General features: G+C 65.2%; 17 protein-coding genes. 8 read left to right on the top strand and 9 right to left on the bottom strand.

Translation table 11 applies throughout. From position 1 onward, the window contains the following. Window positions 1-41: 41 nt before the first annotated feature. Complete coding sequence (locus QCE62_RS16480; protein ID WP_309920429.1) at window positions 42-986, bottom strand: LysR family transcriptional regulator; 945 nt, start codon at window positions 984-986, stop codon at window positions 42-44. A gap of 121 nt (window positions 987-1,107) precedes the next feature. Between QCE62_RS16480 and QCE62_RS16475 the strand changes: the two genes are divergently transcribed. The 5 genes from QCE62_RS16475 (at window position 1,108) to QCE62_RS16455 (ending at window position 4,638) form a co-directional block, all read left to right on the top strand. Further along, window positions 1,108-1,965: an oxidoreductase gene (locus QCE62_RS16475; RefSeq protein ID WP_309920426.1), complete on the top strand. Its 858-nt coding sequence runs from the start codon at window positions 1,108-1,110 to the stop codon at window positions 1,963-1,965. Window positions 1,966-2,087: 122 nt separating this feature from the next. Beyond that, on the top strand, window positions 2,088-2,333 hold the full coding sequence (locus QCE62_RS16470) for a hypothetical protein (RefSeq protein ID WP_309920423.1): 246 nt from the start codon (window positions 2,088-2,090) through the stop codon (window positions 2,331-2,333). Window positions 2,334-2,417: 84 nt separating this feature from the next. Beyond that, window positions 2,418-2,990, top strand: a complete 573-nt coding sequence (locus tag QCE62_RS16465; protein ID WP_309920421.1) for a ProQ/FinO family protein — start codon at window positions 2,418-2,420, stop codon at window positions 2,988-2,990. A gap of 121 nt (window positions 2,991-3,111) precedes the next feature. After that, complete coding sequence (locus tag QCE62_RS16460; protein WP_309920416.1) at window positions 3,112-3,684, top strand: TetR family transcriptional regulator; 573 nt, start codon at window positions 3,112-3,114, stop codon at window positions 3,682-3,684. Between the two features lie 75 nt (window positions 3,685-3,759). Next, complete coding sequence (locus tag QCE62_RS16455) at window positions 3,760-4,638, top strand: NAD(P)H-binding protein (RefSeq protein ID WP_309920413.1); 879 nt, start codon at window positions 3,760-3,762, stop codon at window positions 4,636-4,638. Window positions 4,639-4,667: 29 nt separating this feature from the next. Here the strand turns inward: QCE62_RS16455 and QCE62_RS16450 are convergent, their stop codons facing one another. The 3 genes from QCE62_RS16450 to QCE62_RS16440 form a co-directional block, all read right to left on the bottom strand. Beyond that, entirely contained in the window at window positions 4,668-5,441 is a 774-nt protein-coding gene (locus QCE62_RS16450) for a glucose 1-dehydrogenase (RefSeq protein WP_309920410.1), read from the bottom strand. A gap of 13 nt (window positions 5,442-5,454) precedes the next feature. Next, the gene (cobF, locus tag QCE62_RS16445) at window positions 5,455-6,225 is read right to left on the bottom strand and encodes a precorrin-6A synthase (deacetylating) (RefSeq protein WP_309920407.1); all 771 of its coding nucleotides are present in this window, start codon (window positions 6,223-6,225) and stop codon (window positions 5,455-5,457) included. A gap of 83 nt (window positions 6,226-6,308) precedes the next feature. Further along, window positions 6,309-10,382, bottom strand: coding sequence for a bifunctional nitrate reductase/sulfite reductase flavoprotein subunit alpha (locus QCE62_RS16440; protein ID WP_309920405.1), 4,074 nt, complete (start codon window positions 10,380-10,382; stop codon window positions 6,309-6,311). A gap of 345 nt (window positions 10,383-10,727) precedes the next feature. Between QCE62_RS16440 and QCE62_RS16435 the strand changes: the two genes are divergently transcribed. Continuing rightward, window positions 10,728-12,011, top strand: a complete 1,284-nt coding sequence (locus tag QCE62_RS16435) for a cystathionine gamma-synthase family protein (RefSeq protein WP_309920402.1) — start codon at window positions 10,728-10,730, stop codon at window positions 12,009-12,011. 15 nt (window positions 12,012-12,026) lie between these two features. On the opposite strand, the gene QCE62_RS16430 is transcribed toward QCE62_RS16435, so the two are convergent. Further along, window positions 12,027-13,148: a GGDEF domain-containing protein gene (locus QCE62_RS16430; protein WP_309920399.1), complete on the bottom strand. Its 1,122-nt coding sequence runs from the start codon at window positions 13,146-13,148 to the stop codon at window positions 12,027-12,029. A 227-nt stretch (window positions 13,149-13,375) separates the two neighbouring features. Here QCE62_RS16430 and QCE62_RS16425 point away from each other — a divergent pair, with 227 nt between their 5' ends. Both QCE62_RS16425 and QCE62_RS16420 read left to right on the top strand, forming a co-directional pair. Further along, on the top strand, window positions 13,376-13,960 hold the full coding sequence (locus QCE62_RS16425) for a glutathione binding-like protein (protein WP_309920396.1): 585 nt from the start codon (window positions 13,376-13,378) through the stop codon (window positions 13,958-13,960). Between the two features lie 76 nt (window positions 13,961-14,036). After that, entirely contained in the window at window positions 14,037-14,366 is a 330-nt protein-coding gene (locus tag QCE62_RS16420) for a hypothetical protein (RefSeq protein ID WP_309920393.1), read from the top strand. A 1-nt stretch (window position 14,367) separates the two neighbouring features. On the opposite strand, the gene QCE62_RS16415 is transcribed toward QCE62_RS16420, so the two are convergent. From QCE62_RS16415 to QCE62_RS16400, 4 genes are all read right to left on the bottom strand, one after another. After that, entirely contained in the window at window positions 14,368-14,757 is a 390-nt protein-coding gene (locus tag QCE62_RS16415) for a hypothetical protein (protein ID WP_309920390.1), read from the bottom strand. A gap of 85 nt (window positions 14,758-14,842) precedes the next feature. Next, window positions 14,843-16,090 carry an MFS transporter gene (locus QCE62_RS16410; protein WP_309920388.1) on the bottom strand — a complete coding sequence of 416 codons (1,248 nt, stop codon included), beginning with the start codon at window positions 16,088-16,090 and terminating at the stop codon, window positions 14,843-14,845. Then, window positions 16,087-18,216 (bottom strand): 2OG-Fe dioxygenase family protein, encoded by a 2,130-nt coding sequence (locus tag QCE62_RS16405; protein WP_309920385.1) that lies wholly within the window; start codon window positions 18,214-18,216, stop codon window positions 16,087-16,089. The genes QCE62_RS16410 and QCE62_RS16405 overlap by 4 nt, the downstream gene beginning before the upstream one ends. 13 nt (window positions 18,217-18,229) lie before the next feature. Next, a complete protein-coding gene (locus QCE62_RS16400; RefSeq protein WP_309920382.1) occupies window positions 18,230-19,483 on the bottom strand; it encodes a radical SAM protein in 1,254 nt (417 codons plus the stop codon). Window positions 19,484-19,684 lie beyond the last annotated feature (201 nt).

Below are 19,684 nucleotides of genomic sequence, written 5' to 3'. Positions count from 1 at the left end.
TTTACCGCACCACCGCCACCGCATAAAAAAATTTTGTATAACTACCGCCCCACCTGCCCGCCTCCCCGCACCTCCGCCGCCGTCAGATAAAAATCCCGGTTATCAGCAAGCTTTTCGATCATGAAATCGATAAAGGTTCGCACGCGCAATGGCTGCTCGGTCCGCCGTCGATAGTGGATATAGATCGCTTCGCGCTGCGTCAGATGTTTCGTCAGCAAGGGCACGAGCCGCCCGTCGCGAATTGCCGGAACCGCCGAAAAGCTGCCCAACTGGCCAATCGCCAGCCCCGCGAGCACGGTGTCCGTTTCCGCGTCGACATCGTTCGCGCACAGCGAAGCCTCGATTTCCCGATACACGATCTCGTCGCCCATCATGAATTCCCAGGGCGCCTGCTTTCCCGTATTCGCCCGCCGATATCCCGTGCAGCGATGCGCGGCGAGTTCGTCGACCGTGCGCGGCGCGCCATGCCGTTCGACATACGCCGGCGACGCACACACGATCAGCTGAATGGGCACCAGCCGCCGCGCGATCGCACCGCCCGCCGGCGGCGAGCCGCCGCGCAGGCCGACATCCGCGCGTTCCTCGACCAGATCGGTGAAATGGTCATCGAAACGGACGTCGAGCTGCACGTCCGGATAAAGCGTCGCGAATTCGAGCACCGAAGGCCATAGCGCGCGGCTCAGCGCCTTCGGCGCGCTGATGCGCAACGGTCCGGCGATCTCCTCCTTGGCGCGGCGCGCATCGGCGAGTGCGGAGGTCAACACCGCAAGCGCCGGCTCGACGCTCTGCAACAGCCGCTGCCCCTCTTCCGTCAGGCTTAGCTTGCGCGTCGTGCGATGAAACAGCCGCACGCCAAGCGACTTTTCCAGCTGCATCACCGCGTGACTCGCCGCCTGCGGCGAGATGCCCTGATCGACCGCCGCCCGCCGCAGGTTGCCCAGCGTCGCGGTGCGCACGAAGATCGAAATCGCGCGGACTTCGTTCATCGCCGTACTCCCGATTCGCAAATAAAAGTTGATTATCAGTCTAACGTTGCCTCACTAGTTTGAGCGAATCCGTCGGCCTAAGCTTCGTTACACCCTCACCACCGACACAACGGAGCACATCATGAGCAACGTCAACACCTCGCAATACAAGCGCGTCTGGTTCATCACCGGCGCCTCGCGCGGACTGGGCGCCCTGATCGCGCAAGCCGCGCTCGACGCCGGTCACGCCGTCGTCGCCACCGGCCGCAACACAGCGGCCATCACCGAACGCCTGGGCGAATCGCCCGCCCTGCTGCCGGTCGCGCTGGACGTCACCGACGAAGGCCAGGCAAAGGCCGCCGTCGAAGCCGCCATCGGCAGATTCGGCCGCATCGACGTGCTGGTGAACAACGCCGGCTTCGGCCTGCTCGCGGCCATTGAGGAATCCAGCGATGCCGACGTGCGCCGCATGTTCGACACCAACGTCTTCGGGCTGCTCAACGTCACGCGCGCCGTGCTGCCCGTCATGCGCCGCCAGCGCGCCGGACACGTGATGAACATGTCCTCGGTGGGCGGCTATCGCTCGGCGGCGGGCTTCGGCGTGTATTGCTCGACGAAATTCGCCGTCGAGGGCATCACCGAGGCGCTGCACGCGGAATTGCAGCCGCTCGGCGTGCATGCCACCGTCGTCGAGCCGGGCTATTTCCGCACGGACTTCCTGGACGCGTCGTCGCTGATGGTCGGCCAGGAGGTCATCGGCGACTACGATGCGACTTCGGGACAGATCCGCCGTCTGGCCGTCGAGATGAATCACAACCAGCCCGGCGATCCACAGAAGCTCGCCGCCGCGCTCGTCACGCTTGCCGATGCGCCCAACCCGCCACTGCGCCTCGCGCTCGGCACGGACACGCTGCGGGCGATCGCGGAGAAGAACGCGTACGTCACGGCCGAAACCGCCGCGTGGCAAACGCTGTCCAGCTCCACCGACTTCGCCGTCTGAGCGTTTTGTTGCAACGACAAGTCAGCGCGCCCCTGCTTTCGTGCACCTACGAAAGTAGGGTATGCGCCCTGTGGACACTCCATGCACCATAGGAGCTTATTAAAAGCACACAGAAAAGCGGCATGAACCGCAAAAAACAGAGACTGACCGACGCCCGCCGCCTCGCCCTTACAGACGCCGATCTGGCGCATCTGCGGCTTGCGATCGAGTCGTCCGCGCGGGACGATCACCCCGCGCTGCCGCCTGCGTACTGGCGGCAGCGTCTGAAAAAGCTTCGCAGCGCCGGGGATCTGCTGCCGAAGCAGTTGCAGCAGGTCGAGGAACTGCTCGAACGGCTCGGCGCCGACGATCCCGCTTCGGACACCTAGAACGGTTACGGCGCGAGGCCCGGTCCGGGAAAGCGTCGATCGGGGCTGATAAAATCGGCGTACGTTTTCCACAGGTAGGAAGTAATGGGCTTCGAACAACTCGCAGGACTGAAAAAACAACTCGCGCAGCAGGCCAGGCAAGCCGAGCAGGAAGCGGCACAAAGCAAGGCCGCCAAGGCGAAGAAGCCGCCTCGCGCGCGGCGCGCGCCTGCGCCCACGCCTCCTCCTCCGCCGGCTGCGCCCGCGAAGCCCGTGGATCCGGTCGTGCATACCATCGGCAAGCTGCAAAAGCGCTTCCCGCTCGCCTTCCCGAAGAACCCCGCGCCGAAGAAGCCGCTCAAGGTTGGCATCTTCGAAGATCTGATGAAACACGCCGAAGAGTTGCAGCTGAGCGAGCGCGAACTGCGCGCCGCCATCAAGGTGTGGTGCCGGGGCAATCGCTATTGGACGAGCCTCGCGGAAGGCGCGGCACGTGTGGACCTGACCGGCGCCGCAGCAGGCGAAGTGACTTCGGCCGACGCGGCGCGCGCCGTGTATCTGGAGAACAATCGCCAGGCGCGCAGCGCAGCGGCTCCGAAGGCGGCGGAAACGCCGAAAGCAACCGAAGCGCCGAAAGCGCCGGAAGCCCCCGAAGCCGACGCCAAGCCCAGCGCCTGATCCAGCGGCGCAGCGGCAGCATTGCCTGGCCGCCGCGCAATTCATTCTTGCCTCTGCCGCATTTGACTTCGTTTTAGATGATCCCTATCATCTAAAACATGCAGTCACGGAGCGGCACGCCATGCGTAAATCCAACGCCGAAACAGCTGAAACACGCCAGCGCATCGTCGATGTCGCCGCACGCGCGTTCCGCTCGAAAGGCATTCAGGCCACCGGTGTCGCCGACATCATGTCGGCCGCCGGGCTGTCGCACGGCGGGTTCTACCGGCATTTCGACTCCAAGGATCAACTGGTCGCCGAGGCCTGTGAAGCCGGCATCGGCGACGTCATCGGCACGCTCGATGCCGCCGCCGGCGCACTCGCGGGCAAGGAAGCCTTCCAGGCGATCGTCGCGGCCTACGTGTCGGAACAGCACCGCGACGCGCCCGGGCACGGCTGTCCGCTCGCCGGCATGGGCAGCGAACTGGCGCATGCGGACGACGACACCCGCGCCGCCGCCGCGCACGGCTTCGACCAGCTGGTCGACGTGATGGCGCAACACATTCGCCGCCGGCATCGCGGGGCGGCGCGATCCGAAGCCGTGTTCGCCCTCTCGGCGATGATCGGCGCCGTCACCATCGCGCGCATCATCGGCGACCCGGAAGCCTCCACGGCCGTCCTGCACGACGTACAACGACATCTCGAAGCGCTGTAACCCCGTTGGCCCGCCTGTCGGGCCTTTCATATCGCCTCAAAAGTGCATATACACTTCAACTGCGGAGAACGCATCATGCAACGACGCACCTATCTCATCACCGGCGCCACCGGCAAGACCGGCGTCCATACCATCCGTCAGCTTCTGGATCAGGGGCACGCGGTGCGCGCCTTCGTACACCAGCAGGACGAGCGCAGTGAAGCGTTGCGCGAAGCCGGCGCGGAGATCGTGGAAGGCGATCTGCTCGAACACGACGACGTGATCCGCGCGATGCAGGGCGTCGATGGCGCCTATCTGTGCTATCCGGTGCGCCCGGGTTATATCCAGGCCGCCGCCTATTTCGCCGACGCGGCGCGGCGCGCGAACGTCGGCGTGGTCGTGGAGATGTCGCAGATTTCGGCGCGGGAGGATTCGCAGAGCCACGCGGCGCGCGACCACTGGATCGCGGAACGGGTGCTGGACTGGTCGGGCGTGCCTGTCGTGCACATTCGTCCGACCTTCTTCTCCGAATGGCTGGTCTTCCCGTGGGTGCGCGACCAGATCGTGCGCGACGGCGTCATCACGCTGCCGTATGGCGAAGGACGTCACGCGCCGATCGCCGCCAAAGACCAGGCGCGCCTGATCGCCGCCGTGCTCACGCAGCCTGAAGGGCATATCGGCAAGACGGTCACCTTGTGCGGGCCGGTGGAAATGACTCAGCAGCAGATCGCCGATGAAATCGGCGCAACGCTCGGCCGCACGGTCACCTACCAGCCTTCGTCGCTCGACGACTACCGGAAGCATCTCGAGCACTACAAGCTGCCCGAATTCATGATCCAGCATTTCGTCGCGATTGCCGTCGATTATCAGAACGGCATCTTCGCGGGCGCGGACGGCGTGATTGGCGAGATCACGGGGCGTGCGCCGCAGACCGTGCGCGAATTCGTCGAGGTGAATCGCGCGGCATTCGAGTGAAGCAAGGGCGTATGCCGCCCCAAAACGCCCTACAGCGTCGCCGTCACGCCGCCGTCCACGTAGAGCACGTGGCCGTTCACGAAGCGCGACGCGTCGCTGGCGAGGAACACGGCCGCGCCGGCGAGATCCTCGACATCGCCCCATCGGCGCGACGGCGTGCGGCCGATCAGCCACGCGCTGAACGCTTCGTCGTTGACGAGGGCCTCGGTCAGTTCGGTCTTGATATAGCCCGGCCCGAGCCCGTTGACCTGGATGCCGTGCGGACCCCAGTCGATCGCCATGCCCTTGGTGAGCATCTTTACCGCGCCCTTGGTGGCGGTATAGGCGGCGATGTTCGGCCGCCCGAGTTCGCTCTGCACCGAGCAGACGTTGATGATCTTGCCTGCGCCGCGCCCGATCATGAAGCGCGCCACCGCCTGCCCGACGAGGAACACGCTGTCGACGTTGGTCTGCATCAGCGTGCGCCATTGCTCGTGCGAGAACGTCTCCAGCGGCGCGCGGCGCTGCATGCCGGCGTTGTTGACGAGAATGTCGATCGGACCGCTGTCGGCCTCGATGCGCGCGACCGCTTCAGTCACCTGTTCCGGCGAAGTCGCGTCGAACCGCGCCGCCTGCGCCGTGATGCCTTCGGCGCGGAGCTGACTGAGCGCTTCGTCGAGGCGCGTCTGATCGCGGCCATTGAGCACGACCTGCGCGCCCGCGCCGCCGAGACCGCGCGCCAGCGCGAAGCCGATGCCGGTGCTGGAGCCGGTGATCAAGGCGCGGCGTCCGGTGAGATCGAAGAGATTGAGAATGGGGTTCAAGAGGGTCTCCGTGTCAGTCGCGCGACGGCGTGCGGCGCTTGAGCAGATAGGTGTCCATGATCCAGCCGTGCCGCGCGCGAGCTTCGGCGCGCACCCGCTCGATCTCGTCCATCACGTCGCGCAGCGGGCCGGAGATGAGGATCTCGTCGTCGGTGCCGACATACGCGCCCCAGAAAATGTCGAGATCCTCGTGCGCCAGTTGCCGGAACGCGTTCTGCGCGTCGAGCATCACGACGGCGCTGTCGGCGCGCTCGGGAAAGCCTTCGGCGATGCCCCGGCCATTGGTGATCTCCACCGCGCGGCCGATCGCGTTGAGCGCCACGCGATGCTTCGCCGCCAGCGCCTGCACGCTGCTGATGCCCGGAATCACCTCATACTCGAAGGCCAGCCGCCCGCTCGCGACGATGGCCTCGACGATGCGCATCGTGCTGTCATACAGCGAAGGATCGCCCCAGACGAGGAACGCGCCGCATTCGCCGTCGCGCAATTCCTCGCCGATCAGCCGCTCGAACACGGCCTGCTTGTCGCGGTTCAGGATATCGACGGCATCGGTATAGCTGGCGGTATCGCGCCGGCGCTCGGGATTGGTCGCCTCGACGATCCGGTAGTCGCGCTCCTTCACATAGCGCTCGATGATCTCGCGACGCAGCGCGATGAGCTTCGCCTTCGCTTCGCCCTTGTCCATCACGAAGAACACGTCGGCCTGATTCAGCGCGTTGATGGCCTGAACCGTGACGTATTCCGGATTGCCCGCCCCGATGCCGATGATGAGGATTCGCTTCACTCCATGCTCCAACTTTCCGAACCGTGAGCACGGAGTGTAACGGCATTCAACGCGAGGGCCCGCCGCTCAGGCCAACGCCCAGGTCAATACACGTCGCGCAGATAACGCTTGTCGCGCGCGAGCGAGGACACGTACTCCGCCGCCCGCTCGTCCGTGAGTCCGCCATGCCGCGCGACGATCTCGCGCAATGCGGCATCGACGTCCTTCGCCATGCGGCTCGCATCGCCGCAGACGTAGAAGTTCGCGCCGTCCTGCAGCCACGACCAGAGCTCGGCGCCCTGCTCGCGCATGCGGTCCTGCACGTAGACCTTGTCGCGCTGGTCGCGCGAGAACGCCGTGTCGAAACGGTTCAACAGGCCCGACCGGCTCATGCCTTCGAGTTCCTCGCGATAGTAGAAGTCGGTGGCCGCATGCTGCTCGCCGAAGAACAGCCAGTTGCGTCCCGTGTCGCCGCGCGCGCGGCGCTCGTGCAGGAAGCCGCGAAACGGCGCGACGCCGGTGCCGGGACCAACCATGATGATCGGCGTGTCGCCCTGGCGCGGCGGACGGAAATGCGCGCTCTTCTGCACGAACAGCGGCACGTCGGCATCGTGGGCGCGGTCGGCGAGGAACGTCGATGACACGCCCTTGCGCTTGCGGCGGCCATTGTCGTAGCGCACCGCCGAAACGGTCAGATGCACTTCGCCCGCATGCGCCTTCGGGCTCGACGAAATCGAGTACAGGCGCGGCTGCATGCGCTTGAGCACGCCGAGCAGTTCATCCGCCGACAGCGACGCGGGATGCTCGTGCAGCACATCCGCGAGTTGCTGGCCCCACAGCCAGGATTTCAGCTCGTTCTTGCGCTCGTCGCCGAGCAGTTGCTTCAGCGCGGGCCCGGGCGTGCGCGCCGCGATCAGCTTCAGCGCTTCCGGACTCGGGCGGGCGATCTCGTAATGCGTGGCCAGTGCATCGGCGAGCCGCATCTCGCCTGAGCCTGAAACGTGCACGGGCGCATCGGCGTCGAGCTTCGTCAGGCTCAGCACCTCGCCGACGAGCTCGGGACAGTTGGTCGGCCAGACGCCCAGCGCGTCGCCGGCTTCGTAGTCGAGGCCGGATTCTGCCGTCGAAAACGCGAACGAGCGCGTGTCCTTGGCCGCGCCCGGATGGTTGAGCCGCACATTGCGCAGCAGCCGTGACGGCGCCGGACGCGCCTTGCTCGCGGCGCCCGGGCTCAGCACGTCGGGAATCGCGCCCTGCGCGGGCACCGCGTGCAGCGCCGCGTCGTCGTCCTTGATGCGGGCGATGATCCGCGCGAGCCAGCCATCGGCGGCGGTCTGGAAGTCCGTGTCGCAATCGGTCCGCGCCAGCAGGCGCATGCCGCCCAGTTCCGCGAGACGCGCATCAAGGTTGCGGCCGTGGCCGCAGAACGCGTCGTAGCTCGTGTCGCCGAAAGCCAGCACCGCGTAGCGCAGCGACTCGAGGCGCGGCGCATCGGTGGCCTTGAGCGCGGACCAGAAGTCCTGGCCGTTGTCGGGCGCATCGCCGTCGCCGAACGTGCTGGTCATCAGCAGCACATAGTGCGACTTCGCGAGACTCGCGACCGCGCAGTCGGACATGCACGCCGTGCGGATCTCGAAGCCGGATTCCATCAGTTGCGTGGCGTAGGACTCGACCAGCGATTCGACATTGCCCGTCTGCGACGCCCACAGCAACGCGACCTTGGGCCGCGTATGCGCGATCTGCAGTTCAGGCTCGGGCGCGTCGGTGCTGGCTAACAAGGGCGGCGCTTCGCCACGGCTGAACAGACCCGCGAGCAGCCCATCGACCCAGACGCGTGTCGCGGCGTTGAACGGCGCGTTGGCGGGCAACACGGGCACGCCGCGCGCTTCACTTCCGCCCGAACGCAGTCCGCTGACGAAGCCCGCCAGATACAGCCGGTCGGTGTCGCTCAGCGGGGGCGCGGCGACCTCGCCGATACCGAGGAGCGTCGAAAGGGCGTCGAGGCGGGACATGGCGTTTTCCTGCTGCGGAGTGGGAGTGTTGCTGTCGATGTGGACTTCTGCTTCGACGCGGCTCAGCGTCACGGCGCAGAACTTCAGTTCCGGCTGTTGCGAGAGCGGATCGACGGCATCGCTCGTGACCGCGTTGATGCACAGGTCGTCGCCGAACATGTCGTTCCAGTGCATCGGCGCGAAGCAGTTGCCGGGACGCACGCGCTCGGTCACGACCGCCGGCAGCACCGCCCGGCCGCGCCGCGAGCGGATCTCCACGCGATCCTTCTGCGTCACGCCGAGCGACGCCGCGTCGTCCGGATGCAGTTCGACGAACGGCGCCGGGTTCAGCTTGTTCAGCATCGCGACCTTGCCGGTCTTGGTCATCGTGTGCCACTGATGCTGCAGGCGGCCCGTATTCAGCACGACGGGATAGTCGGCGTCCGGCAGTTCCTTCGGATCGACATGCGGACGCGCGAAGAACACGCCCTTGCCATGCGGCGTCGCGAACCTGAGGCGCGCGGTAGCGGCGTCGAGATAACGAATCGGATTGCGCTCGCGCCCGCCTTCCGGCGCGCAGGGCCATTGCAGCGGCGTCTCGCGCAGCCGCGCATGACTCGCGCCGCGCAGGTCGTAGCCGGTCTGCGGATTGGCGAAGCGCGTGATTTCGTCGAAGACCTCGGCGGCGCTCGCATAAGTGAAGGCGTCGGCGAAACCCATCGCGCACGCGACGCGCGCAATGATCTGCCAGTCCGGCAGCGCGTCGCCCGGCGGCTCGACGGCCTTCTGCGTGAGCGTCATGTTGCGCTCCGAGTTGATCATCACGCCTTCCGCCTCGGCCCACAGCGCGCCGGGCAGGAGCACGTCAGCGTAACGGTTGGTCTCGGTGTCGAGGAAGGCGTCCTGCGTGATGACGAGCTCCGCCGCCTGCAAGCCTTCCACGACCGTCGCGCGGTTCGCGACGCTCGCCACCGGATTCGTGCAGATGATCCAGCACGCCTTGACGTCGCCGGACTTCATGCGCGCGAACAGGTCGATGGTGCCGCTGCCCACCTCCGTGCGCAGCGTGCCCGGCGGCACCTTCCACACGCCTTCGACGAACGCGCGGTCCGCCTCCGCCAGCACGGAACGCTGGCCAGGCAAGCCGGGGCCCATGTAGCCCATCTCGCGGCCGCCCATCGCGTTGGGTTGTCCGGTCAGCGAAAACGGGCCGCTGCCCGGACGGCAGATCTTGCCCGTCGCGAGATGCAGGTTGCAGATGGCGTTCGTGTTCCAGGTGCCGTGCGTGCTCTGGTTGAGGCCCATGGTCCAGCAGCTCATCCATTCGGGCGCATCGCCGATCCACTGCGCCGCCTGACGCAGATCGCCTTCCGGAATGCCGGTGAGGGCGGCGACTTTCTCCGGCGTGTAATCGGCGAGGAACGCGGGCATCTCGTCCCAGCCTTGCGTGTGCCCGGCGATGAACGCGGCGTCCGTATGGCCGTTCGCGTGCAGCAGATGCAGCAGGCCGTTGAGCAGCGCGAGATCGGTGCCGGGGCGGATCTGCATGAAGAGATCGGCTTTATCGGCGGTGGCGTTGCGGCGCGGATCGACGACGATCAGCTTCGCGCCCGCCTTCACCCGGTCCATCATGCGCAGGAACAGGATCGGATGACAGTCCGCCATGTTCGCGCCGGTCACGAAGAACAGGTTCGCGCGGTCGAAGTCCTCGTAGGAGCCGGGCGGACCGTCCGCGCCCAGCGACAGCTTGTAGCCGCTGCCCGCGCTCGCCATGCACAGCCGCGAATTCGACTCGATGTTGTTCGTGCCGATGAAGCCCTTCGCCAGCTTGTTGACGAGGTACTGCGCCTCGATCGACATCTGGCCGGAGACGTAGAACGACAGCGCATCGGGACCGTGCGTGTCGAGGATCCCGCGCAGGCGGCGGGCGGTGGCGTCGAACGCGCGTTCGAGCGGCATCGGCGTGGGATCGGCATGGCGCGCGTGCCGCACGAAAGCCTTCTCCAGCCGGCCCGACTTGCGCAGCGCCACATGCGCCGACGAGCCCTTGGTGCAGAGCCGACCGTAGTTGCCCGGATGATCCTTGTTGCCGGATATCTTGATGACCTGCTCGTTCTCGACGTGCAGCGTCATCCCGCAGCCCACGCCGCAGTACGGACACACCGTATCGACCGTTCTTGCCGTCATCGCCATCGTTCGGGTTTTCAGAAACAAAAAAGGCGTCCTCCGGATGCTGTCGGAGACAGAATCCGTGGACGCCGTTGTCGGGGTCGCGCAGCGCGCGAGCGGTCAAGCCATCGAGCTCCGGCTCGTCGTTGAACCGGAGGCTTCAGTCAAGGCAACTTCCGGGCCATGCGGGCCTAACGTGCCGGGAGCGTTGTGTGGCGGGGCTTTGAGTGGTTTTTGCGGCCATGACGGCAAGGCGCGGCATGGTGCAACGCAGCACCATCGGCGTGCATCGACCTGCACCGTGCCCTCCGATAGTTCCGGTTAGCATGAGCCAGAACTACCCTCAACCAGCCGGAGCGAAGCATGGCCTACCGCACCTATCACAAGCGCACGATCGGCGACCGCGAACTGCATCCCGAGACCCAGATGATGTCGTACGGCTACGATCCGTTCTTGTCGGAGGGATCGGTCAAGCCGCCCGTGTTCCTGACCTCGACCTTCGCGTTCCGCACCGCCGAGGACGGCGCCGAGTTCTTCGACATGGTCGCGGGCCGCAAGCCGCTGCCCGAAGGCGAAAGCGCCGGGCTGGTCTACAGCCGCTTCAATCATCCGAACCTGGAGATCATCGAGGACCGTCTTGCGCTGCTCGACGGCTCCGAAGCCGCGCTCGCGACATCGAGCGGCATGGCGGCCATCGCGGCCGTCCTGCTGGCCTTCCTGCGCCCCGGCGACTGCGTGGTGCAGTCCGTGCCGCTGTACGGCGGCACGGAAACGCTGATGTCGAAGTTCCTGCCCGAATGGGGCGTGCATTCGCATCCGATCGCGGACGGCCTCTCGCCCGAATCGCTGCGCGCCGCACTGGACGCCGCCGCGCAAACCGGCAAGGTCGCGATGTGCTACGTCGAAACGCCCGCCAATCCCACCGACGCGCTGTTCGATCTCGATGCGCTGCGCCGCGAACTCGACGGCTTCGCGCAACGTCACGGCTACCGTCCGCTTTCGGTGTGCGACAACACGCTGCTCGGGCCGCTGTTCCAGAAGCCGGCGCAGCATGGCGTCGATCTGTGCGTGTACTCGCTGACCAAGTACATCGGCGGGCACAGCGACCTGGTGGCGGGCGGCATCACCGGTCCGGCGGGGCTTATCAAGACCTTGCGCGCGATCCGCGGCACGCTCGGCTCGCAGCTCGACCCGCATTCGTGCTGGATGATCGCGCGTTCGATGGAAACGCTCGTGCTGCGCATGGAACGCGCCGCGCGCAGCGGCACGGCGGTCGCGCGCTGGCTCGCCGACAATCCGTTCAAGCCGGTGAAGGTGCTGCATCCGGAACTGATCGAAGACGCGGCGTATCAGGCCGTGTACCGGCGCCAGTGCAGCGGTCCGGGCTCGACCTTCGCGTTCGTGCTCGACGGCGGCCGCGAGCAGGCGTTCCGGCTCATCAACGGGCTGTCGCTGTTCAGGTCGGCGGTGAGTCTCGGCGGCACGGAATCGCTGGTCTGCCACCCGGCCTCCACGACGCATTCAGGCGTGCCGGCGGAGGTGCGCGCGGCGGCGGGCGTGTCGGAGGGATTGATCCGGCTGTCGGTCGGGCTCGAACATCCGGACGATCTGATCGCGGACTTGTCGGATGCGTTGCAGCACTGCTGAAGGCAAGCCAAAGCGTCAGGCGGTCAGCTTGTTGCGCCCCGTCAGCTTCGCGCGATAGAGCGCGCCATCGGCACGATGCAGCGCCGCCTGATGACCGGTCTCGCCGGCCAGGATCTGCGACACGCCGATGCTCGTCGTCCATTCCGGCATGCCTTCGGTGTATTTGCGGCACGCCTCGTGAATCTGGCTCGCGCAGGCCTGCGCATCCGGCGCGCGTGAGGCCGGCAGGATGGCGACGAACTCGTCGCCGCCCAGCCGCCCGAAGGCGCCGCCCAGCGACGCCACCTCGGCGCCCGCCAGCCGCGCGAGTTCGATCAGCACGGTATCGCCGGCAAGGTGGCCGTGGCGGTCGTTGATCTGCTTGAAGTGATCGAGGTCGATGGCGAGCACGGTCGCGCCCGCCGACGCCAGCCGCCCCGCCTGCCGGTCGAAGCCCGCGCGGTTCCAGGCGCCCGTCAGCGGATCGCGCAGCGCGGCGTCGATGAGCCGCTGTTGCGCGCGTTCGGCGGGAATCGCGAGCAGGCCGAGATTGAGCACGCCCAGCAAGAGCTGGTCGGAGAGCATCGGGATCAGCGCGAGATAGTTGATGCGCGGCGTCATCGAAAAGATGGCCACGAGCACGATCGCATAGCCCGGCAGATAACCGAGGATGGCCAGCCCCGCGATGCGCCGTGCGCGGCTCTGGTCGCGCCGTCCGCTCGCGAGCAGGATGCCGCCCGCAATGCCTGCGGAGATGGCGATGGTCACCGTATCGACCGCCTGCGTCCATGCGCCGGTGCCGGGGCCGCGTCCGGCGATCAGCACCGGCAGCACGTGGACCACGGCGCAGCCCGCGACCGGCGCGAGCATCCAGAGGCGGAACGGCGGCTTGCCGTCGAAGGCGCGCAGGCCCGAGACGATCAGCATGTTGGTCGCGGCAAGCGCGCCCATCAGCAGGCTGATGGCGAACGGCTGGCCGCGCGGCGCGGAATCGAAGCCGATCAGCACGGCCGCGTACAGGAACGCGCTCGCTGACCAGTGCATGAAGTAAGCCTCGCGGCGGCCGCCAAAACGGAACAGGGCGAAGACCAGCCCGAACGCGATGCTCGTGAGCACGCTGCACAGGCGGAGTGTTTCGGTATCGGGTGTGTGGAACATGGGGAAGCCGCTACGCGCGTGCGGAAAACTCGACCGTCGGCGACGGCGTGCCGCTCCGCCATGACGTCAACGCGTCCGGAATCGCGGCATACAGGCTCATCTGCGAGCAACGGCCGTATCATACCTGTGCGTCCTTGCCGGCGGCTTAGATGGACCGTGCAGCGGCATGCACCTTGCTCGCGCATCGGACGTTGCCGCATGCCGCGGTCACGACCCAAGGAGCCGCAATGAAACTCTATCTCGCGCCCGGTGCGTGCAGTCTCGCCGATCACATCGCGCTGCACGAAGCGGGCATCGACTTTGACCGTGTGAAGGTCGATCTGAAGACCAAGAAGACCGAAGACGGCCAGTCTTTCGACGACATCAATCCCAAGAGCTACGTGCCCGTCCTCGAATTCGACGATGGCCGGCGTCTCACCGAGAACATCGCGATTCTTGCGTGGGTGGCGCAGCGCGCGCCGCAACTCGCGCCATCGGGCGAGGACGGTCAATCGCGGCTGCTGGAGACGCTCGCGTTCATTTCCACTGAAATTCACAAGCAGTTTGGCCGCGTTTTCAAGCCGTCGTCGGATGCGGAGGCGGCAGCGGGGCGCGAGAAGATCGGGCAGCGGTTCGAGTTGATCGCGAAGATGATGAAGGGCGACTACCTGTTCGGCGATCAGGCGAGCGTCGCCGACGCCTATCTCTTCACCATGCTGACGTGGGCGAAGAAAGTGGGCATCGAGGCGCCCGCGCCCTTGCAAGCCTTCTATCAGCGCATGCGCGAACGGCCGGCGGTGAAGCTGGCATTCGAGCACGAAGGTCTCGATTGAGCGGAACGCGGCTTGCGCGTGGATGGGGACCACGCCTCGCATATCGGCGGGCGTCCCGATCCAGCGGAGACTACTCATGAACGCAAGCAGAACATTCGCGCTGTCCATTTTGATGCTCGCCCTCGCCGGCACCGCCAGCGCCGCCGACCAGACGCAACCTGGCGCGAGTCACGGACCATCGAAGGGACAAAGCGCGGCGACGAACCATTCGACCGCCTCCGCCGACGATGCCATAGGCGCCGGCCAGACGGGCATCGGCGGGACGGCCAATGGCACGAACGCCGCCGGCAAGGGAACGACGCCCGGCTCAGGCGGCATGCAGCCGCGGCTGAACGGCGGCAAGGCGAACGATTCGAACAGCTCGACCAGCCCGGCGACCGGCAATGCCGGCGCGCAAGGCATGTAAGTCAGAGGACTTCAGTCGAGGTTTCGGGCGGTACGAACCAGGCGTCGTCGGCGCGCAGTTCGAGGGAACACGCGCCGGGCGCCGACTGCGTGCCGCCGGATTGCGCGAACGCCTGGCGCAAGCCCTCCACGACCCGGCCCTGAATGATCTTGCGGCGGCCAATGTCCACCGACGAATAGCGCTCCAACTGCGCAGTCGTAAAGCGCACCGACGCGCTGCAGCGCGAATCGAGCGTCGTGTCGCGACCGCTTTCGGTCACCCATGACACGTTGATGACCACCGAGGCTTCTTCGTCGAGCACGCTGACGGCCGGTGTCTTGCGCGATTCGAACGCGCTCGATATTGCAAGCTGGAGTTCTTCGACGCGCTGATCATAGTCGGTGATTCTCATCGTTTCTCCTGGAGATGCGTGATTCACATGCGAAGAAATCAGCAAGCGCCGCGCCTGTACGGCTTCTGGCGGATTGGCTAAATGGTCAGGGAAATCGGCCACCGCTGCGCCTGCTACGTCGCTTGACGGCCACGAGCACGAGACCCGCCAGCGCAATCGACCCGCCATAGAACAGCAAGGCGGCAGCCTCCGTTCCAAGACTGGAAAACGCCAGCCCGACTGTCAGCATGCCGAGTCCGAGTCCGGTCCGCTCCACCACGTAGGACGTGCCGATGACGTAGTCGCGCGAAGCCGCCGGCGCCGACTGGAGCAGCGAGTAGTAGGCCGTTTCCGTGGCGGCGTCGAAGATGCCGGCCAGCCAGACGAATCCGAGCATGCCGGCCATGCCCTGCCATTCGAAGACGCCGAGAAAGCAGGCGAAGGTCAGCATGAGCAAGCCGATGAACCACGGTTCGAGCGACCGGTTGCGCCCTTCCAGCCGTTCGAGCATGCGCGGCGTGACAGCCGCCGAAACGAGCCGTCCGGCGCCCCATGCCGCCATCAGCCAGCCGTAGAGAAACACGGGCTGGCGCACGTCGAACGCCAGGGACTTGATCGGGAAGCCCACGTTATGCGTGCCCGAGCCGAACGCCTCCACGAAGCGCGCGCCGATCACGAGCATCACGACCGTTGACAGATGCCGCACCGCGACCGCCGGCTTCACGCTCTCGCCTTGCGCAGGCAGGGCCGGAAGGCACCGTCGCGGCATGCGGGCCACGAGCGTCACGAAAACGAGCGCGGACAGGGCGAAAGTGAGTGCGTCGATCAGAAAGACGTTCTTGTAAGTCAGCACCTGCGTGACGACGGACGCGATCAGACTGCCGCTCACGACAGCGATGCCGTCAGTGGCGCTGAGAATCGCGTTGAAGCGATGCCGGCCCGCTTGCCCGACCATCTCCGGCACCTCCGACATGATGCAGACGCGGTAGACGCCCTGGAAGAAGCCAATCAGGAACGGCGCCACATAGATCAGCACGGCATCCGCGCGCTGCGACGACACCGCCAGCACGCCGATGGCCAGTGCACTGCCCGCTTCCGCCGCGAAGATCATCGTGCGCCGCGATAGTCCGCGCAGCCGCGGCATCGCTGTTGCGCCGGCCACGGAGCCAAGCAGGCGCAAGGCCATCGCGAGGCCCAGCAGCGCGGCCGAATCCGCCACCTTCAACGCGTACGCGGCGAGCACGATGCTGATCATGGTGGAACTGATGTCGGAAACGGTCTTGAACGACAGCCAGACATACACCCGCGTCAAACCGGACGGGACGCTTCGGCAAGGCATCGGTCCGGTGCTCATGCGCGTCGCTCCGCGCCACGGAAGGACACCAGCAGCATGTCGCGGAAAGCCCGTTCGCCCGGATTCGCCTGCCGGACAGCACTGGCGCTGTGGAACAGCGCGGCGTCATCGACGATCACGGTGTCGAGGAAGCCGTCGAGCGCATGCGCCCACAACGGCGCGGCGGAGTCTTTCGACGCGTGGAGCTCCGAGACGACCGGCTGGATATTGCGGCTGCCGATGAAATGCATGCAGACCCAATCCAGCCCGTCCTGGTGGATGCCCGATGTAGTGGGACTCACTGCGCCGCCTTCCGCGAACACCCGGAACTGATGGATCTCGATCGTATAGTCGCGTTCGGGATGCAACTGGCTTTCGAGGATGGCGATATCCGCGTCGAGAATCTGCCGGAGTATCCCGCTGTGGATGAAGGAATCCTCGGCATAGGTCAGGCGGTTGAGCCCCGGCGTGTAGTCGACGTCATACACGGCGGCGGGTTTGAAATCCGGGTTCCTGTCGATTTGCAAGGGCTGTCCCGGAGCGAAGCGGTAACGCAGCAAGCGCCGCTCACGCCGCGTGTAGTTGATGAAATTCTCGTCTGTGGCCAGGCGGTCCCAATGGCGCGTGAACGCAAGCTGTTCGTCGGCATCATGGCGGATCATGCCGGCGAAGTCAGGCGCATGACAGAAGCGGTTGCGGCTCAATGTATCGATGATGGCTTCGATGGTCATGGCTTCGCGCTCCGGGATGTGCGTGAACGGCACGACGACCGGCTTCAGCGCCTCGATCAGCCCGCCGTACAGGCGCAGCGCGTGGGCACGCCCGTCCACGGCCGCCCAGCCTTTCAGCAGATAGCTTTCTTCGATCTCCGCCTGGACCTCGCTGCCTTCCGGACAGGCGACGGCGAAGTCGATGACGGCGGAATCGCCCGTCAGGACATCCAGCCCGGCGAATCCCTCGAACCGGCCACTGTGCTCCGGAAACAGCGCAAACATGGCGTAGTGCTGGCGCACGCCGGCCGCGTGGGCGCAGGCATCGCGCAAGCGATCGTGCAATCCGTCCGCGCCCGTCAGCAGCGCGACATAGAGCGCGTAGGGATCGAGGCCCGCGATGTCCCGGAACGCCGCGTCCACATACAGCCCGCCCAGCCGCGGATTGATCTCGATCACGACCGGTCCATCCGCCGTCAGGCGGAACTCCAGATGGACGATGGCGTTTCGCAAGCCCAGCGCGGTGAGACATTCCACCGCGTACTCCTTGATGGCGTGGGTTTGCGCTGCCGTGAACGTCACCGGCGGCGAGATCAGCAGGTTCTCCAGCACGGTGCCGCGCTTCTCGGTCAGGATCAGCTTTTCATGGACGAGGACCGGATAAGGCACGTCATCGACTATCACGCATTCCACGCTGCCTTCGATCCCCTCGATATATTCTTCGAGCAGAATGCTTTCGCCCGGTGCATAGCGGACCGGGGCAGCGCCCGCGAGGCGGATCTCGTGCGGCGCGCCGAAGAAGTCCGCCACCGTGACTGCATTGCGTTGCGACGTGAAGCGGTGGTAGTGGTCCGACAGTTCGCCCTCATCCCGACAGCGGGCCGTGAAAGCCGAACCCGCGCCATAAGGCGGCTTCGCAATCAGCGGATAGCCCACCTCCGCGGCCGCCTCGCGCAGCGCGGCTGCATCGCTGCACAGGGCATGGCGGACCGATCGAACGCCGTGCCGCCTCAATAGCGAGCGCATCAGGAACTTGTTGTTGCAGGCCGCAACGGCCGCCGGCTCCGAATGCACCCTGCCGGTCAGCCGGCAGACTTCCGCCACGATCGCGCCGACCTCGCCGAGCATCGAGGCTTGCCCAGCATGACAGAACACCGCCTTGATGTCGTAACGCGCATCGAGACGTTCGAGCAACGCGAGCAGCGAATCGGCCGTAAGCGTTTCGAGCGGCCAGACCTCATCGGTATCCGGCTCCGCGCCGGCCATGGACCCCGCCGGGCGCATCACGGCGGTGAGGCACGCAAAGCCCATTTTGCGGGCGGCGTCGAAGTGACGGTGCCCGTATGCAGTCACCGAGGGCACCGGGCTTTCTATCTGCACGAACAGCACCGCGGCTTGCCGCCTGGCGTCATCCGGACGGGAAATCAACTTGCTCATGCTGTATCTCCCGTTAATTGTCGATCCAGTCGCATGTTTCGCCCTGCCAGTTCACGAACCGGTAGATGCGCTGGCCGTCCGCCTCGACGAACTGCGGAATGTCGTTCTCGCTTTCGAACAGGGGCACGGTGAACTTGCCTTTGGCATGAGGCAGCACGTACTCGGGCATTGCGATGTTCGACACGCGCCGCTTCAGGCGCTTCATGATGCGGATGGCATCGCGGATGGACGCCTTGTAGACCGACGCGCCCGGCGAGAACGGCATGAAGTGATACAGGTAGTACGGTTTGACGCCGCAGCGATACAACTCGATGAACAGGCGATGCAGTGTCGCTTCGTTGTCGTTCACGCCGCGCAGGAACGGCATGTTGGAAAAGACGATGGGCACGGCCGACTGGATGCGCTTCACCGCGTGCATGAACGCCGGGCTGAGCTCATCCGGATGGCAGACATGCACGCCGAACGAATTGACCCGATGGCGTTTCAGTATGTCGATCAGTTCGTCCGTGATGCGGTAAGGATTAAAGGTCAGCGAGCGGGAATGGATGCGGATCAGGATGTCACGGTTCAGGTTCCGGAGCGCGCCGAGATGCTCATCGAGCTTCGCATCTGACAGCATCAGCGGGTCGCCGCCACTCAGAATGACTTCCTCGACCGCTGGATTGCGCGCCACGTACGCCACGCTGTCGAGGAAAGTGTCGCGGCTCGCCTTGCTCTTGTCGCTGTTGACTTCCAGCGTTCTCAGCGCCTCGAAACAAAACTGGCAATACGTATTGCAGGTATTGACCATGCGCAGAATGACGCGATTGTCGTATTTGTGCTGACAGATCGGCGTTTTCATCTCATGGGATAACTCCCAGTTCTCCGACTCACCGTCATATCCGCCCGCGGCCTCTTTATCCCAGAACGGAACGACCTGACGCCATAGCGGGTTATCGACGATGCTGGTGTACTTGTTGTTATCGAGAATCAGGCGGAGATAATAGGGCGTAATCTGGAGTTTGCGGCCCTGAAGATTATGCTGAATGCGTTGACTCAACTCTTCCGGAAAGTCGCCGCATGCGTTGCGCAGCGTCGCCTCATCGCGAATGGTATTCCTTTGATGCCAGCGCCAGTCCTGCCATTCGGAACACTCGGCATCCTTGAATTCAGGCATCGCCAGGGATATTTCAATTGCATCTGGTGTGGAAACCGACATTCTTTTTTCACGCTCTCGTTGATGTGGCGCATTGAATTTCCTATGGAAGGCCTTATGAAGGCCTGCCATGGATTAATTTCCTGTCGCCATGCTGAATTGAACGATCAAACGCCTTGCATCAACCAGGCGTCTGATTTCATTTTCACCGCCTGCGAAAAATTCTAAATTCGGGTTTCAATTACAGCAATACCCGCGAAGCAAATTGACATTCGTGGACTTATCGAAAGCCGGGATTAAAACCAATTACATTGCTTTCATATGGTTTGATAG

It is taken from the genome of Caballeronia sp. LZ033 (assembly GCF_031451265.1).
Lineage (GTDB): Bacteria > Pseudomonadota > Gammaproteobacteria > Burkholderiales > Burkholderiaceae > Caballeronia.
This window is presented reverse-complemented; position numbering and strand designations above follow the sequence as displayed.

What these genes read in the sequence shown, in the direction of transcription:
- QCE62_RS16440 (WP_309920405.1), bottom strand. Translation starts at nt 10,382, where the DNA reads ATGACGGCAAGAACGGTCGATACGGTGTGTCCGTACTGCGGCGTGGGC.
- QCE62_RS16400 (WP_309920382.1), bottom strand. Translation starts at nt 19,483, where the DNA reads ATGGCAGGCCTTCATAAGGCCTTCCATAGGAAATTCAATGCGCCACAT.
- QCE62_RS16480 (WP_309920429.1), bottom strand. Translation starts at nt 986, where the DNA reads ATGAACGAAGTCCGCGCGATTTCGATCTTCGTGCGCACCGCGACGCTG.
- QCE62_RS16425 (WP_309920396.1), top strand. Translation starts at nt 13,376, where the DNA reads ATGAAACTCTATCTCGCGCCCGGTGCGTGCAGTCTCGCCGATCACATC.
- QCE62_RS16460 (WP_309920416.1), top strand. Translation starts at nt 3,112, where the DNA reads ATGCGTAAATCCAACGCCGAAACAGCTGAAACACGCCAGCGCATCGTC.
- QCE62_RS16470 (WP_309920423.1), top strand. Translation starts at nt 2,088, where the DNA reads ATGAACCGCAAAAAACAGAGACTGACCGACGCCCGCCGCCTCGCCCTT.
- QCE62_RS16475 (WP_309920426.1), top strand. Translation starts at nt 1,108, where the DNA reads ATGAGCAACGTCAACACCTCGCAATACAAGCGCGTCTGGTTCATCACC.
- QCE62_RS16465 (WP_309920421.1), top strand. Translation starts at nt 2,418, where the DNA reads ATGGGCTTCGAACAACTCGCAGGACTGAAAAAACAACTCGCGCAGCAG.
- QCE62_RS16415 (WP_309920390.1), bottom strand. Translation starts at nt 14,757, where the DNA reads ATGAGAATCACCGACTATGATCAGCGCGTCGAAGAACTCCAGCTTGCA.
- QCE62_RS16420 (WP_309920393.1), top strand. Translation starts at nt 14,037, where the DNA reads ATGAACGCAAGCAGAACATTCGCGCTGTCCATTTTGATGCTCGCCCTC.
- QCE62_RS16405 (WP_309920385.1), bottom strand. Translation starts at nt 18,216, where the DNA reads ATGAGCAAGTTGATTTCCCGTCCGGATGACGCCAGGCGGCAAGCCGCG.
- QCE62_RS16455 (WP_309920413.1), top strand. Translation starts at nt 3,760, where the DNA reads ATGCAACGACGCACCTATCTCATCACCGGCGCCACCGGCAAGACCGGC.
- QCE62_RS16430 (WP_309920399.1), bottom strand. Translation starts at nt 13,148, where the DNA reads ATGTTCCACACACCCGATACCGAAACACTCCGCCTGTGCAGCGTGCTC.
- QCE62_RS16435 (WP_309920402.1), top strand. Translation starts at nt 10,728, where the DNA reads ATGGCCTACCGCACCTATCACAAGCGCACGATCGGCGACCGCGAACTG.
- QCE62_RS16410 (WP_309920388.1), bottom strand. Translation starts at nt 16,090, where the DNA reads ATGAGCACCGGACCGATGCCTTGCCGAAGCGTCCCGTCCGGTTTGACG.